Annotated in this window: 15 protein-coding genes and 1 riboswitch; of the genes, 9 read left to right on the forward strand and 6 right to left on the reverse strand. The window is 56.2% G+C overall.

The window, feature by feature from the left end; genetic code table 11:
* Positions 1-2: 2 nt before the first annotated feature.
* From C3406_RS10630 to C3406_RS10645, 4 genes are all read right to left on the reverse strand, one after another.
* The gene (locus C3406_RS10630) at positions 3-779 is read right to left on the reverse strand and encodes an ABC transporter ATP-binding protein (protein ID WP_103824481.1); all 777 of its coding nucleotides are present in this window, start codon (positions 777-779) and stop codon (positions 3-5) included.
* Positions 776-1591 (reverse strand): ABC transporter permease, encoded by an 816-nt coding sequence (locus tag C3406_RS10635; protein WP_103824482.1) that lies wholly within the window; start codon positions 1589-1591, stop codon positions 776-778. The genes C3406_RS10630 and C3406_RS10635 overlap by 4 nt, the downstream gene beginning before the upstream one ends.
* Before the next feature lie 17 nt (positions 1592-1608).
* Positions 1609-2667 (reverse strand): putative urea ABC transporter substrate-binding protein, encoded by a 1059-nt coding sequence (locus C3406_RS10640; RefSeq protein WP_103824483.1) that lies wholly within the window; start codon positions 2665-2667, stop codon positions 1609-1611.
* Positions 2668-2723: 56 nt separating this feature from the next.
* Positions 2724-2822: riboswitch (guanidine-I (ykkC/yxkD leader) on the reverse strand.
* Between the two features lie 194 nt (positions 2823-3016).
* Positions 3017-3607, reverse strand: a complete 591-nt coding sequence (locus C3406_RS10645) for a DUF4142 domain-containing protein (protein WP_103824484.1) — start codon at positions 3605-3607, stop codon at positions 3017-3019.
* Positions 3608-4004: 397 nt separating this feature from the next.
* Here C3406_RS10645 and C3406_RS10650 point away from each other — a divergent pair, with 397 nt between their 5' ends.
* The 3 genes from C3406_RS10650 (at position 4005) to C3406_RS10660 (ending at position 6061) form a co-directional block, all read left to right on the forward strand.
* Positions 4005-4541, forward strand: a complete 537-nt coding sequence (locus tag C3406_RS10650) for a carboxymuconolactone decarboxylase family protein (RefSeq protein ID WP_103824485.1) — start codon at positions 4005-4007, stop codon at positions 4539-4541.
* A 274-nt stretch (positions 4542-4815) separates the two neighbouring features.
* Complete coding sequence (locus C3406_RS10655; RefSeq protein ID WP_146052363.1) at positions 4816-5067, forward strand: hypothetical protein; 252 nt, start codon at positions 4816-4818, stop codon at positions 5065-5067.
* Positions 5068-5098: 31 nt separating this feature from the next.
* The gene (locus C3406_RS10660; RefSeq protein ID WP_103824487.1) at positions 5099-6061 is read left to right on the forward strand and encodes a LysR family transcriptional regulator; all 963 of its coding nucleotides are present in this window, start codon (positions 5099-5101) and stop codon (positions 6059-6061) included.
* 35 nt (positions 6062-6096) lie between these two features.
* Here the strand turns inward: C3406_RS10660 and C3406_RS26010 are convergent, their stop codons facing one another.
* Complete coding sequence (locus C3406_RS26010) at positions 6097-6240, reverse strand: DUF1471 domain-containing protein (RefSeq protein ID WP_146052364.1); 144 nt, start codon at positions 6238-6240, stop codon at positions 6097-6099.
* A gap of 61 nt (positions 6241-6301) precedes the next feature.
* Between C3406_RS26010 and C3406_RS10670 the strand changes: the two genes are divergently transcribed.
* The 6 genes from C3406_RS10670 (at position 6302) to C3406_RS10700 (ending at position 13268) form a co-directional block, all read left to right on the forward strand.
* Positions 6302-7240 carry a GlxA family transcriptional regulator gene (locus tag C3406_RS10670; protein ID WP_103824572.1) on the forward strand — a complete coding sequence of 313 codons (939 nt, stop codon included), beginning with the start codon at positions 6302-6304 and terminating at the stop codon, positions 7238-7240.
* Between the two features lie 282 nt (positions 7241-7522).
* The gene (locus C3406_RS10680; RefSeq protein ID WP_103824489.1) at positions 7523-8284 is read left to right on the forward strand and encodes an SDR family oxidoreductase; all 762 of its coding nucleotides are present in this window, start codon (positions 7523-7525) and stop codon (positions 8282-8284) included.
* Between the two features lie 45 nt (positions 8285-8329).
* Positions 8330-9532: an MFS transporter gene (locus C3406_RS10685; protein WP_103824490.1), complete on the forward strand. Its 1203-nt coding sequence runs from the start codon at positions 8330-8332 to the stop codon at positions 9530-9532.
* 325 nt (positions 9533-9857) lie between these two features.
* Positions 9858-12047 carry a TonB-dependent siderophore receptor gene (locus tag C3406_RS10690; protein WP_103824491.1) on the forward strand — a complete coding sequence of 730 codons (2190 nt, stop codon included), beginning with the start codon at positions 9858-9860 and terminating at the stop codon, positions 12045-12047.
* Positions 12048-12154: 107 nt separating this feature from the next.
* Entirely contained in the window at positions 12155-12943 is a 789-nt protein-coding gene (locus C3406_RS10695; RefSeq protein WP_103824492.1) for a phosphotransferase family protein, read from the forward strand.
* Between the two features lie 85 nt (positions 12944-13028).
* Positions 13029-13268: a DinI family protein gene (locus C3406_RS10700; protein ID WP_103179457.1), complete on the forward strand. Its 240-nt coding sequence runs from the start codon at positions 13029-13031 to the stop codon at positions 13266-13268.
* Between the two features lie 115 nt (positions 13269-13383).
* Here C3406_RS10700 and C3406_RS10705 read toward each other — a convergent pair whose 3' ends face one another.
* Complete coding sequence (locus tag C3406_RS10705) at positions 13384-13857, reverse strand: hypothetical protein (RefSeq protein WP_103824493.1); 474 nt, start codon at positions 13855-13857, stop codon at positions 13384-13386.
* Positions 13858-14245 lie beyond the last annotated feature (388 nt).

Genomic DNA, 14245 nt, shown 5'->3' on the forward strand with positions numbered 1-14245 from the left:
CGTTAACCCCTTAAGGCATAAACGTTGTCGTGAGTCGTTCCGCTCAGGCTGGAGAGCCGTCTCTCGTTGAGCGGAATGTCGTAGGTAATGCGCGCCCCGTAGGCGTTCGGGGCCTGCGGATCGAGGCGCACTTTGTCGAACACCAGCAGACGGGTGCCGAGGTTGAAGCCTTCGGAGAGATCGTGGGTGACCATGAAGACCGTCATGCGGGTTTCGCCCCACAGCTGCAGCAGCAGCGCATGCATCTCTTTGCGGATGCCGGGATCCAGCGCGCCAAAGGGCTCATCCAGCAGCAGGACGCGGGGCTGCATGATAAAAGCCTGGGCGATGGCGAGGCGCTGCTGCATCCCGCCGGAGAGCTGCGCCGGGTATTTATCCAGCGCATGGCCAAGCCCCACTTTGGTCAGCATCTCCGCCGCCTGTTCCCGGGCAGCGCGTTTTTTCGCACCAAACAGCCGTCCGAGTAGCGGAGATTGCGGCAGTTCGAGGCCGATAGCGACGTTATCCAGCACGCTGAGGTGCGGAAAGACGGAGTAACGCTGGAACACCACGCCCCGGTGACTGTCCGGCTCGGCGACCAGGGTTTTACCGTCGAGGGTGATAGTGCCCCGGCTCGGTTTTTCCTGGCCGAGGAGCAGGCGCAGAAAGGTCGATTTCCCACAGCCGGACGCGCCGACCATCGAGCAGAACTCGCCCTCTTTAATCTGCAGATTCAGGCGCTCCAGCACCACGTGGTCGCCATACTCCTGCCAGATATTGTCGATGGTGATAAAACTCATGCTTTGCCTCCTTCTGCCCACGGGAAACAACGCTTGTGCAGCTGGCGCAGGGCGAGATCCATCAGCCAGGCCAGCAGCGTGATCCACAGGACGTAAGGGATAATCACATCCATGGCCATATAGCGGCGCACGAGGAAAATGCGGTATCCCAGCCCGGCAGTCGAAGAGATTGCCTCCGCCGAGATGAGGAATAACCACGCGGAACCGAGCAGCAGGCGCAGGGAGGTGAGCAGACGCGAGAGCAGCTGCGGCAGCACCACCCGCAGCACCAGCGTCCAGCTGTTGGCCCCCAGCGTCTGGGCTTTGATCAGAATTTCCGGTGGGATTTCACAGGCGCGGTGCTCCAGATCCCGGGCCAGCATCGGGGTAATGCCGATCACAATCAGCATTATTTTCGAAAGCTCATCCAGGCCGAAGACGATAAACAGCACCGGCAGAATCGCCAGAGGCGGGATCATCGACAGCACCGTCATCAGCGGCGAGAGCGAGGCGCGCCACAGGGGGAAGACCCCGGCGGTCACGCCAATGCAGAGGCCAATAAGCGACGCAATCGCCAGCCCCACCAGCAGCCGGGCCAGACTCACCAGGGTGTCGACCCAGAACAGGTACTCTCCGCTGCGCTTGTCCGGGGTGAAGGCCATCCGGGAGATCGCATCCAGCATCTGTTGCAGGCCGGGCAGCAGCTTGTCGTGTGGGTTAGCGTCCAGCCGCACCGCCGAGCCAAAAAAGTAGGCCGCCAGCAGCAGGACAAACGGCAACATCACAAGCATCAGCCGCATGCCGGAGGTGGGATGGCGATTAATCTGTCGCATGGAGACTCCGTCCGTCATCACAGCTGGCCAGCAACGGCCATTTTCACGAAGCTGTCATCAAAGCGCAGCTTTACGTTGCCCGCATCGCCCTGAGTAACGTCCCCCGGGAAACGCATGCCGATGAAATCGGCGCTCTGTGCCCCCTCACCCAGCAGCCCTTTATCAAAGGAGAACGCCGCCACGCGCTGCATGGTTTTTGCCAGATCCGGTGAGGTGACAAACGCCAGGTTCTCCTGCGGGGTGTAGAACAGGTGGGTGGTTTTCAGCTGCGCCTGATAGCCCGTCAGATCGGTGCCGGACGCTGCTGCCATCGCATTAAGAGCAGTGGCATCCTGGGCTTTCATCAGGCCCATCATTTCGTACCATGCCCCGGTAAGGGCTTTGCCCAGCGCCGGGTTATCCTTCAGGGTTTCGCTGTTAACCACCATCATGTCAATCAGCTCGCCCGGCACCTGCGAGGAGCTAAACACCTCGGTGGTTTTTGGCGTGCCTTTGATAACAGAGAGCTGCGGATTCCAGGCGACGGCGGCCTTCACGCTGTCGGTGCCGAAGGCGGAGACGATATCCGCATCCGAGGTGTTGACCACGGTGACATCTTTCTCTGCCAGCCCGGCCTTCTCCAGCCCGCGCACCAGCAGATAGTGGGAAACGGAGAGTTCCGGCAGGTAGATTTTCATCCCTTTCAGGTCATTGAGGGTCTTGCCCTCGCCCTTCATTACCACGCCATCGTTGCCTTCCGAGTAGCTGCCGAGGATCAGCGCCGTGGTATCCACCCCGCCCGCCGCCGGAATGGTCAGGGCGTCCATGTTGGTCATGGTGCAGCCGTCAAACTGGCCGGCGGTGTACTGGTTGATGGATTCGATGTAGTCGTTGAGCTGTACGACGTTGATCTTGATGCCGTATTTATCGGCCCATTTATCGATGATTTTGCTGGTGCTGATCGTGCCCCAGGGCATCCACCCGGCGTAGATGGTCCAGCAGACGTTAAACTCTTTTTTGACGGCGGCAAAGGTGGGGAGACTGACCAGCATCGCCAGCGACAATACAAGGGTGCGGAGTAATGGCGTTTTCTTCATGCTTGACCTCTGAGTGGCACAAAATTAGGGGGCAGCGCGACACCGAGGGTGCTGCTGTCTCCCGGGCTTTTGTCCCGCCGTGTAACCTCTCAGAGGTCGCCAGCTCTTGGACCAGCCATCCACATACGTGAACCGGAACCCTAGCCAGCTATTTTTCAGATTGTGTGGTGCACTGCCCTTTCACATTGATTAAAGCAAAGGGTGTGCCAGAAATTTTTTATGAGGTTTATTAACAGGTTGGCGTTTTGTAAGCCTCAGGCTTCACCGTTTTGGGGAGGGCGTACGGGGATGGTGCACTGTGGTGGTGCCCTGGAGGGCGCTGGATAGCCGCGCCCTCCGGACAATCGGGTTACTTGTTATCTTTCTTATCGGAGTCCATCATCATTTGCTCGGCTGACTTAAGGTGCTGCTCCACCACCGGGGTGTGCTCGTCGGCCAGGGCCTTCACATCGGGATCCTTGATGTTTTTGGCGTCACTTTGCAGCTTAGAGAGCACCATCTTATGATCCTTGGTGCCGGCGTTTTCCATATACATCTTGTCAAAGTCATCGCCGCTCGCTTTTTCCAGCTTATCTGCCATCGCTTTATGTTGCGCGTCCGGCTCGGTCGGCAGGGTCACACCTTTTTTCTCGGCGACCCCCTGCACTTTAGTCAGGGCATTACCGTGGTCGTCGACCATCTTCTGGGCGAAGGCTTTAACGTCGCTGCTCTGCGCCTTGCTCAGCGCGATTTTAGCGGCGGCAACCTCATTGATATTGGCCTGGGCCATATCCTTCAACGCTTTTTCGTCACCCGAGCTGAGCTTTTCGCCCGCTGCAGTCTGGTTTGTGGCGCTGCTCTGGGCGGCGCTTGTCGACTGGGCCTGCACACCGACGGTGCAGAACATCGCGGCTACTGCCGATGCGGTCAGCAGCATTTTCAGGTTATTACGTTTCTGCATAGGGTTCTCCTGATGGTCATAGGTAAGATTGATGTCAGGTCATTAACCGCGCGTCGCCTCCTGTGGAAATGACAACCGCAGTTGTCAGTATAGGGGATGATTCTCCTCCCCCTGATTTAATGGGAATATTTACCGCAGCCGGGTTTACGGGTGTATAGCTTCGATTACGCTGCTGGCTCAAGCTGCCTGGGGTCTTACTGACGGTGTACGATAAGATGCAACGTAATGCTTATGACGCTGTAATCAGCTCCATTTAACCTCCTCGAGAGAAAGTCTTAATTCGGCTGCGGTCTTTTTCCTCTTCTTCTGGCGCAGTAGTGTGCTCCTGAACCCGGCGTGACAAAACAATTCACGTTCTGTCACCTGACACTTACCGCAATGAAATCAGGAGCAAATGATGAGCCGCTTACATGCCATCACCGAAGGCGAAGCAACCGGTAAAACCGCACAGCTGTTCAGCGCTATCAAAGGCAGCATGGGTAAAGTACCGAATGCTTATCTGACCATTGGCACGCATTCCCCGGAAATACTGGGCCAGATGCTGCAACTGAACGCCACACTGCATAAGGGGAGTCTCAGTGCGCGTGAGCTGGAAGCCATTAACCTTGCGGTAAGCGAAGAGTCTGGCTGTGACTACTGCCTGGCGGCACATACGCTGATGGCAAAAAAGGCCGGATACACTGACGATCAGACGCATGAATTACGCGAAGCCCGCTTCAGCGAGGATGCGCACATTGATGCGCTGGTGAAGTTTGTTCAGTACCTGGTTTCATCCCGCGGTACCGTGGCGGCTGAGCACGTCGAGACCTTCCGTCAGGCGGGATTCAGCGAGCAGCAGGTCGTGGAAACTATCGGTGCCGTTAGCGCCATCCTTTTTACCAATATGGTTAACCGCGTGAACGACACCGTTGTCGATTTTCCCAAAGTGAGCTGAGGGTTTATAACGTCAGCGACGCAGGAGAGCGTAACCCCACGCCTCTCCTGATTTTTTACTTTTAACGGGCCCGGTGCGTGAAGCGCTGGGCCTTTTTTCGTTAACGAAGATATAGCGGGTGCGCCCCCTGCAACAGGTTTTGCCAGGCCCGGCGCGGCCTTGCTCAACAAGCAAGGCATTTTAAACCGATCGGTTTTTTATTTTCCGCAGTCTGGCTTTTTTGACGCACAGAACGCATATTAAAGCGATTGGTTTTTGCTGCAAAAACAACCGCATGGCTGGGACTATATTGAGGGCAGCGCCCTTCAACAATCCCGCCTTTGACGGCTGTTTTCTGGTTAACGCTTGCCGCGAGCCTGTCGAAGCGCTGACCCTTGTGCGCAACTTCCGCAGCGCAATTGTGGCGCAGCCAGGGCTTAACATTCCTGAAGAGGACTCCGGAGAGAACCGCGACGTGATGGCTGAGAATATCTGGTCTACCCTGGCTGAAGCCTGCCCGCTAACGATAAGCCCTCTGTCAGCGTGAAACAGAAAACCTTTCCTACTCTGGAGTCTGCATGATACGTCTTGAAGATGTGACCTTGTTCGTCCGTTCCGCCGCGCTGGGCAGTTTTTCCAGCGCCGCGCGTGAAGCCGATATTCTCCCCGGCCAGGTCAGCGCGGCGGTCAATCGCCTTGAGCGGGATCTGAATAAACGGCTGTTTGCCCGCTCAACCCGCAGCCTGCGTCTCACCGCCGAAGGGGAAGCCTGGCTACCCTATGCGCAGGAGATGCTGAATATTCTGCAGGCGGGCGCGGAGCGACTTCAGAGCGGAGAAAATGAGATCCAGGGTGAGCTAAAAATTTCCGTCCCCTCAGATCTCGGACGCAACGTTTTACTGCCGGTGATCACCGCGTTCTGCGAGAAGCATCCCGGAGTATCGCTGCGCATATTCATGTCCGATAACGTCAGCGATGTGTTTCGCGATCCGGTGGACGTAGCTATCCGCTACGGCGTTCTGGAAAACAGCAGCTACGTTGCGCTGCCTCTGGCGGAAGATAACCGGCGTGTGCTGGTCGCCTCTCCCGCCTATCTGAATAAGAAGGGCCGCCCACGACAGCTCGACGATCTGGCTCTGCATCACTGTCTGCTTTATACGCTGAACGGTCACGTTTATGACAGATGGACCTTCCCCGAAAGGGGCGGCAAACGCCAGCTGACGGTGAGCAGCCGGATGCTGTGTGACGATGCGGATCTTGCCCGTCGCTGGGCCGTGGCGGGAATGGGTATTGCCTATAAATCCTGGATCGATGTCAGCGCAGACGTGCTGGCAGGCCGGCTTGAGGTGTTGCTGCCGGATCAGCCTGGGGAGGCGGTGCCACTTAACCTTATCTGCCCTCACCGTAAACAGTTCTCGCCTGCGATACGCGAGCTACATGCGCAGCTGCGTGAAAAACTCAAAGCTGTCACGGCGCTAATGCACACTCATCCTGCTTTTTTGCCGGGTGCTCAGGATGCGCAACCCGCGGACAGCGCCTGATAAAAGGCCATTTCAGGGAAATGGCCTTACTGGGCTTATTTTGACAGCGTTGCGGTCATATCAACCTGATTGCCGCTATCGCTTGCGGTGATTTTATATTCTGCCCCCGCCTGCTGTGCCTGGCGGGCAATGTGTGCTTCCGCATCATCCAGAAACACGCAGTCAACGTCTGTGTTCATCCTGGTTTCTTCCAGAGTGACCGCAGATACGTATTGGTCAAAGGAGTATCAGGAGACAATGATGCACCGGGTAGGCTTACTGATTTCCGATCATTTTCAGGTTCTGGGATTGTCCACGCTGAGTATCTTTGAGTTTGCGAACCAGGTAGCTGGCGAACCTTTTTATGATTGTAACGTTTATTCAGAACGCGGCGGTTCTGTGAAAACCTCTTACGGCTTCGGCGTTGACAGCCAGCCAGTCGCTGCCAACATGGAGATTGACACCTGGCTGGTGGCGGGCGTGTTAACGCCCCTGGAACTGCCAGCATCACCGGGTATCGTTGAGTTTCTGCAGACGCACGCCCCCCGGGCGAGACGGGTGGCGGGGATCTGTACCGGGGCGTTCGTGCTGGGTCAGGCGGGTCTGTTATCTGATCGTCGCGCCACCACTCACTGGTTGCACGCGCAGAGTCTCAAGACCCTGCATCCCACTACCCGCGTCGAAGAGGACCGCATCTTTATCATTGACGATTATATCTGGACCTCTGCGGGGCTTACCGCCGGCCTGGATATGGCGCTGGGCATGGTTGAGAAAGACCTGGGGGCCGAGGTGGCCCGTAGCGTGGCCCATCTGCTGGTGATGCACCATCGGCGCTCCGGCGGGCAGACGCAGCACTCTGAGATGCTGATGCTCGCCCCCCGCAGCGACCGTCTGCAGTCAGCCCTGGAGTATGCGCGTAACAACCTCAGCAAACCCCTGACCATCGAGAGCATTGCGGATGCGGTCCACGTCAGCGCGCGGCAGCTCAGCCGCCTGTTCCGCACTGAAACGGGAAAATCGCCAGCCAAAGCGATTGAAGGACTGCGGCTGGAAAATGCCCGACTACTGATCGAGCAGAGCAAGCTGTCGATGGAGGTCATTGCCCGTGAATCCGGCTTTCGCGATCGCCGCCATATGCGGGAGGTCTTTATCCGGGGTTACGGCATTCCGCCTCAGTCGCTGCGCACCGGCAAAGCCTGATCGTCCTCTTTTTCTGGCTCCTCTCCCTCTCCACGCATGATGGCCGATCTCAGGCCATCATGATGTCCGAAATCACGACCTTTCTCGTCAGCCGCGCCGGCATCTGACTGCGTACTATGTATTCACCAACCCGATAACTGACAAGGTGAACAACATGACGCAGCACGCCCACCTGGTCCGCGCCACCGCCACGCCGTGCTGTGACAATGGCGCTCATCGGATTTGCTCGCGACCCACGCATTACCATTCCGTCCCTTAACGATTCTGCGAAGGAGTAAGACCATGAAACTGACCAATAACACTATCTTCATTACCGGCGGTACCTCTGGCATTGGCCGCGCGATGGCAGAAAAATTCCATCAGCTGGGTAACCAGGTGATCATCTCCGGGCGCCGGGAGGCGCTGCTGAAAGATGTCACCGCCGCCAGTCCGGGCATGGATTATGTGGTGCTGGATGTGACACGCGCCGACAGCATTCAGGCCGCCGCAGAGCAGGTGCTGAAGCGCTATCCGGCCCTGAACGTGGTCATCAATAATGCCGGTATCATGCCGTTTGACAATGCGGCAGGCGAGCTGGATGACGCCCAGGCGGTTACGCTGCTGAACACTAACATTCTGGGGCCGGTGCGCGTCAGCGCGGCGTTTATTGAGCACCTCAAACAGCAGCCGGACGCCGTATTGATCAACAACAGCTCGGTGCTGGCCTTCCTGCCGCTGGCCACCAACGCGCTCTATTCGGCGACGAAAGCCGCGATTCACTCCTACACCCTTTCCCAGCGCTTCCTGCTGCGCGACACCAGCGTGCAGGTCATCGAAATTTCTCCGCCGTGGGTGGATACGGATCTGATTTACAAAAGTGGTGACCCGCGCGCCATGCCGCTGGATGCATTCATCAGCGAGACGTTTGACAAGCTCGGTACAGACATCATTGAAGCTATCGTCGATCGCGTGCTGCCTGTGCGCGATAACCCGGGGGCAAACGAACATGCCCTGGTGAACCAGTTCAACCAGTCAGTTGCGGATAACCCAATCCCTGTTCAGTAAGCTCTGCAGGGGCCTCGCGCTCCTGTTCTTTTCCGGAGATGAATCATGAACGCTGTTATCACCGCTTCCCAGCGCCGCGCCCTGCGCGCGCTGAGCATCGCTTATTTTGTCCAGGCGACCGGTGCGCTCTCTGTCGCGGGCAGCCTGCCCGCTATTTCCGCCGCCTGGCAGCTGACCGATGCGCAGAGCGCACGCTTACTGAGTATTTTCGGCCTGACCTTTGCCCTGGCCGCCCCGCTGGTTCAGGTGATGTTTGGCCACTGGCGCCGCCGTCAGCTGGTGCTCACGGGCATCGGGCTTTTTGGCTCTGGCGCCTTCGCGTTTGCGCTGTCACCCTCCTACGATGCGCTCCTCGCCTCCCGCATACTGATGGGCGCAGGGGCAGGATTTATCGGCCCGGTGCTGGTTGCGCTGGGTTCAGAGCTGGTTCATGAAGAGCAACGCGGTCGCGCGATCGGGATGGTGCTGCTTGGGGTATCGATGGCGAGCCTCGCCGGTATTCCCCTCGCCGCGTGGATTGCCAGCCTGTGGGGAGCAAAAGCGCTTTTTGCCCTGGTGGGTGTGATAAGCCTGCTGAGCGGGCTGAATATTCTCCTGACAGTGCCGGATGAGAGCGCAGGGTCGCGCATCCGACTCACTGAAATGGTCAGCGTCCTGTCACAAGGCAAATACCTGACGGCATTCCTGGTGGTGTTTTTCATTACCTCCGGCGTTTACAGCTTTTATTCGTTCATCGCCCCGCTTATACGCGATACCTACACCGGCGGGACGCAGGCTCTCTCCGCAGCGCTTGCGGTACTGGGCATCGCTGGCGTGCTGGGCAACCTCTGGGTCACCCGAGCCGCCGCGCGCTTTACGTCTGAAAGGTTGTTGATGGCGGGCATGACGCTGCTGGTTGTAGACACCATGCTGATTGCCCTGCTGCCGAAAATGTTGGGCGTGTTGCTGGTGATGCTCGTTGTCTGGGCCTTTGCCACCGATCTGCTCTGGCCCAGCCAACAACGCAGGATCGTTGAACTGTCGTCTGTCCGGCACCGTGGTATCGCTCTGGCGCTGACCAGCGCCTTTATGTTCGGCGGCATCGGATTTGGCTCTGCGGTAGCTTCGTGGGTTTATCCCCTGGCGGGGTTTTACGGGCTGGCCGGCATATCAATCTCCTTTATTTTGCTGGCGCTGATGAGCCTGCGGCTGTCAGAAAAGCTCAGAAAACCTGTGGTAATCGCTGAGCCTTGTAAAAATGAAGCCTGAGCGCAGTATCAGCGATGCTGAGATCCCTTCCAGATAATGGCGGGGATGATTCATCACCATAGGAAGCGGTTACTGTCGTGACGACGGCGACACGCGTGGGTCAACCTCTGATATTGCCCCACTTAAGCAGGGGTTCGAGCTACGATTCACCCACAAAAACCCCATAAATATCATGCCATTATAGAAACAATTTTTAACATTACCTGTTTACATTGAAATGATTATTCATATCATCTTGATAATCACTATCACCTTTGCGGTGATGCTTTTGCGCTACGGGGCGCCCATGCCTCCGGCACGTTGAAAAATCAGGATGATCACAATAATGAAATCGCACAGTTATCGCGCGCTAAGTTCATGTTTATTCATGACATTAGCCGCCAATGCCTCTGCTGAAGTACAAAAAGATGAGACTCTGGTGGTCGCTGCCAGCCGTACAAATCACAGCATCGCCGACATGGCGCAGACCACCTGGGTTGTGGAACAGGCTGAAATTGAACAGCAGGTTCAGGGGGGTAAGGAGCTCAAAGAGGTGCTGGCGCAGTTAATTCCCGGCATGGACGTCAGCAGCCAGGGGCGCACCAACTACGGGATGAATATGCGTGGTCGATCCATGATGGTGATGGTGGACGGCGTGCGTTTAAACTCCTCGCGCAGCGACAGCCGCCAGCTGGATTCAATCGATCCGTTTAATATTTCCCGCATCGAAGTCATCTCAGGCGCCACCTCCCTCTACGGCGGCGGCAGTACCGGCGGCTTAATCAATATCGTGACCAAAAAGGGCCAACCGGAAACGGAAGTGGAGTTCCAGACCGGCCTGAAAACGGGCTTTAACAGCCATAACGATAATGACGAGAACGTCGCAGCGGCGGTCAGCGGCGGCAACGATAACGCTTCCGGGCGTCTTTCAGTGGCCTATCAGCGCTTTGGCGGCTGGTACGATGGCAATGGCGATGAGGTGATCATCGATAACACCCAGACCGGTTTGCAATACTCTGACCGTCTGGACGTGATGGGCACCGGCACGCTGAATATCGACGATCATCAGCAGCTGCAGCTCACCACCCAGTATTACAAAAGTGAATCTGACGGTAAGCACGGCCTTTATCTGGGCGAGAACTTCTCGGCAGTAACGGGCGCGGGCAACGCCTATAACAAAAACAATCTCGACTCCGACCGTATTCCCGGCACCGAACGTCACCTGATTAACCTGCAATATTCCAATACCGATTTCTGGGGCCAGGATCTGCTCGCCCAGATTTACTACCGCGATGAGAGCCTGACCTATTACCCCTTCCCTACCCTTTCCGGCGGTCGGGTCACCAGCATTGGCGCATCGCAGCAAAAAACCGATTTCTACGGCGGCAAGCTCACCATCAACAGCAAGCCGGTGGAGGCATTGACGCTGACATGGGGTGTGGATGCCGAGCATGAAACTTTCGACGCCAACCAGCAATTTTTCGACCTCAACAAAGCGGCGGCCAGCGGGGGCATGAAGCTGGATAATGCCTATAACGTAGGACGCTATCCAGGCTACAGCATCACTAACCTCGCCCCGTTCCTGCAAAGTAGCTACGACTTCTCCGCGATCACCCTGAGCGGTGGCGTGCGCTATCAGTACACGGAAAACAAGGTCGATGATTTTATTGGCTACACGCAGCAGCAGGCCATTGCCACGGGCAGAGCGACCTCCGCAGACGCCGTGCCGGGCGGGAAGACGGATTACAACAACCTGCTCTTTAACGCCGGTATTCTGGGACATCTGACCGAACGCCAGCAGCTGTGGTTTAACTTCTCCCAGGGCTTTGAGATCCCGGATCTGGCGAAATATTACGGCTCCGGCACCTATCAGCTGGTGAACGGCCATTATCGCCTGGTCAACAGCGTGAACGTGAACGACTCAAAACTCGACGGGATCAAGGTTGATGCCTACGAGCTGGGCTGGCGCTACACCGGGGATAATCTGCGTACGCAGATTGCCGGTTATTACTCTCTGTCTGACAAAACCATCAACATTAATAAAAGCGACATGACCATCAACGTTGAAGATGACGAACGTCGCATCTACGGTGTTGAAGGCCAAATCGACTATTTCTTCACTGACAGCGAGTGGAGCACCGGCACAAACTTCAACGTCATCAAATCGGAAACCCGCGTCGACGGAAAATGGGAAAAGCTGACGGTAGACAGCGCCAGCCCGTCCAAGATGAGCGCATGGGTCACCTGGGCGCCGGGCGACTGGACGTTGCGTGTGCAAAGCACCCAGACGTTCGACCTCTCTGATGAAGCCGGTAAGAAGATCGATGGCTATAACACCGTGGACTTCCTGGGCAGTTACCTTCTGCCAGTCGGTAAGCTGAGCTTCAGCGTCGAAAACCTGCTGGATGAAGATTACACCACCGCATGGGGCCAGCGCGCACCAGGCCTCTACAGCCCAACCTACGGTGCTGAAAACCTCTATACCTACAAAGGCCGTGGCCGTACATTTGGCCTGAACTACTCGGTTCTGTTCTGACAGTGGCTGCCGCCTGCAATGCGGGCGGCAGTTTTTAGCGCAACGGCCCATTTACGTTACACTCTGGATCCTGAGCAACCCACCCGCTACTGCTGAGAGGATCTGGTATGCCTGCACGGGATTTATCCAGAATGGGCGCCGCCAATGTGGCGCTAACGGTCAGTCATAGCGGCCAGGCGGTTATTGAAAAGTCTCCTGTTGGCGCGGTGGAGTTTGGTTTTTATCAGAGCGCTGCCACGTCGCTTAACGAGGCGGGCATTGCGACCCCGGCGCTCTTTTCCGCCGATGCCACCCTACGCAAATTATGCATGGAGTATATTCCTTACCCGGTTGAACAGTCTGATGTCGCCAGTGATGAGGTTCTCACGATGCTGGCACGTCTGCACCGTTATCCGGTGAATACCGCATGGCACTACCACCCGCACTCATGGTCAGAGAGGACGCTCGAAAAAGCGCTCATCCTGCTGGCGTTACCTGAGAAAAGCGCACGGCAGCTTCAGCAATTTCAGCAGCGTAGTGATGTGCTGTTTAGAGGCCACCGTCTGATTTCAGGGGACAGCAATGCGGGTAACTGGGGAAGAAGAGAAAATGGTGAGGTCGTGCTGTTCGACTGGGAACGGTTTGGAAAAGGGAGTCCTGCTATCGACCTTGCCCCACTTATAAAGGGAATGGGGACGATGCGAGCGTATACGGACCTCGCTGAACGCTACTGCACGTTAACTTATCACCATAGTGTCAATGAATTAACGAGAGAAATTGCCATCGCTAAGGCATGGATTGTCACCGAAGTCATTGTGTTACTTTACGAGCGGCAAAAGAGCGCGTTCTCCTTGTATCAAACCTGGTATCAATCACACCTCCCTGACTGGTTAGAGGACATCGCACGACGATTATGAATACAGTCATACGGGCGACCTTGACAGGCATCATTACCCCGGTGAAAATGCTGTACATTAAAACAGTATTTATAAGGGGTATGTGATGTTCGTTGAACTGGTGTACGACAAACGAAATGTTGCCGGGCTTCCGGGCGCCAGAGAGATCATCCTGGCTGAACTGACGAAGCGAGTGCATCGGATCTTTCCGGATGCCGAGGTGAAGGTTAAGCCGATGCAGGCGAACGGCCTGAATAGCGATGCCAGTAAAAGCGATCGGGAAAAGCTGAACCGTATGCTCGAAGAGATGTTTGAAGAAGCCGATATGTGGCTGGTTGCGGATTAAGCTCAGAAAGCCGCGCATAATCATAGTAGGTGCCGGAGACCGCTTCGTGCCAGAAGCCGTTACTGGCCCCTTCATTATGACCTGCCGGGGATAAACCTTTTAAGACTGAGAACGTTCAAAGACGTTTTGGCCGTGTTGCGAAGTAGACAACCGCTGCTCCGATAGCGACGATGAGCGTATCTTCAATTATACCACTTCTGGTCTGCCCAATTTCTGCTATGGCTTTTTTGCGGGCCGCAAGTGTGGCATACGCAAGTGGCACAGCGGCAGAGATAGCGATTGCTGCCCCGGTTTTTTCTTCTCCCTTGGGTGCCAACGCGGCGCCCGCAATTCCTGCACTGGCCACACGCGCTGACAAGCCCAAAAATACGGTGCGGTCCGGGGCTGACTTCATCTTGTCGCCAAACAGCTCACCTGCCCCCATCGCTAACGCGCCAAATTTGAATAACGGACGGTCCAATAGCATGAGGCTTCCCGGTGTGTCGCGCCTGGCAAGGCGTGCTGCTGCGAGGGCCGCCATCGGCGTCATAGAACGGCAGCTGGCGACAACGCCAATTAAAGCGGAATATACAAACCTGGCTATTTTCATTATTAATCTCCCGGATAAACAGAATTTTATTAATTCTTAAGTGTTATTGGGGGCAAGTCAGTCACTCTCGGCCTCACTTACTTATTTGTATGGCCACGTTATTTGAACGCTTTCAGCTGAGTGTTGACCAGGGTGCAGCTTCCTGTGCAATTTCAACTGCAATAGTCATTATAGATGAACGGCCTGATATAGCCGATTTCCAGGAGATATCAGTTCTGATTGGTTAGCTTATGTGCCAGAGCATTATGCTCAACATTGGCTGCATGCCCGGCATCGGAGAACCGTACTGAATGACTGGACAATAACCTCACAAGGTGTCGCGCTTTACTTCGCGCAAAATCGTTACTTGCCTGCGCTTTACGGTTATTGCTCGACACCGTAATAAACG

This window comes from Leclercia sp. LSNIH8, assembly GCF_002920195.1.
GTDB lineage: Bacteria > Pseudomonadota > Gammaproteobacteria > Enterobacterales > Enterobacteriaceae > Enterobacter.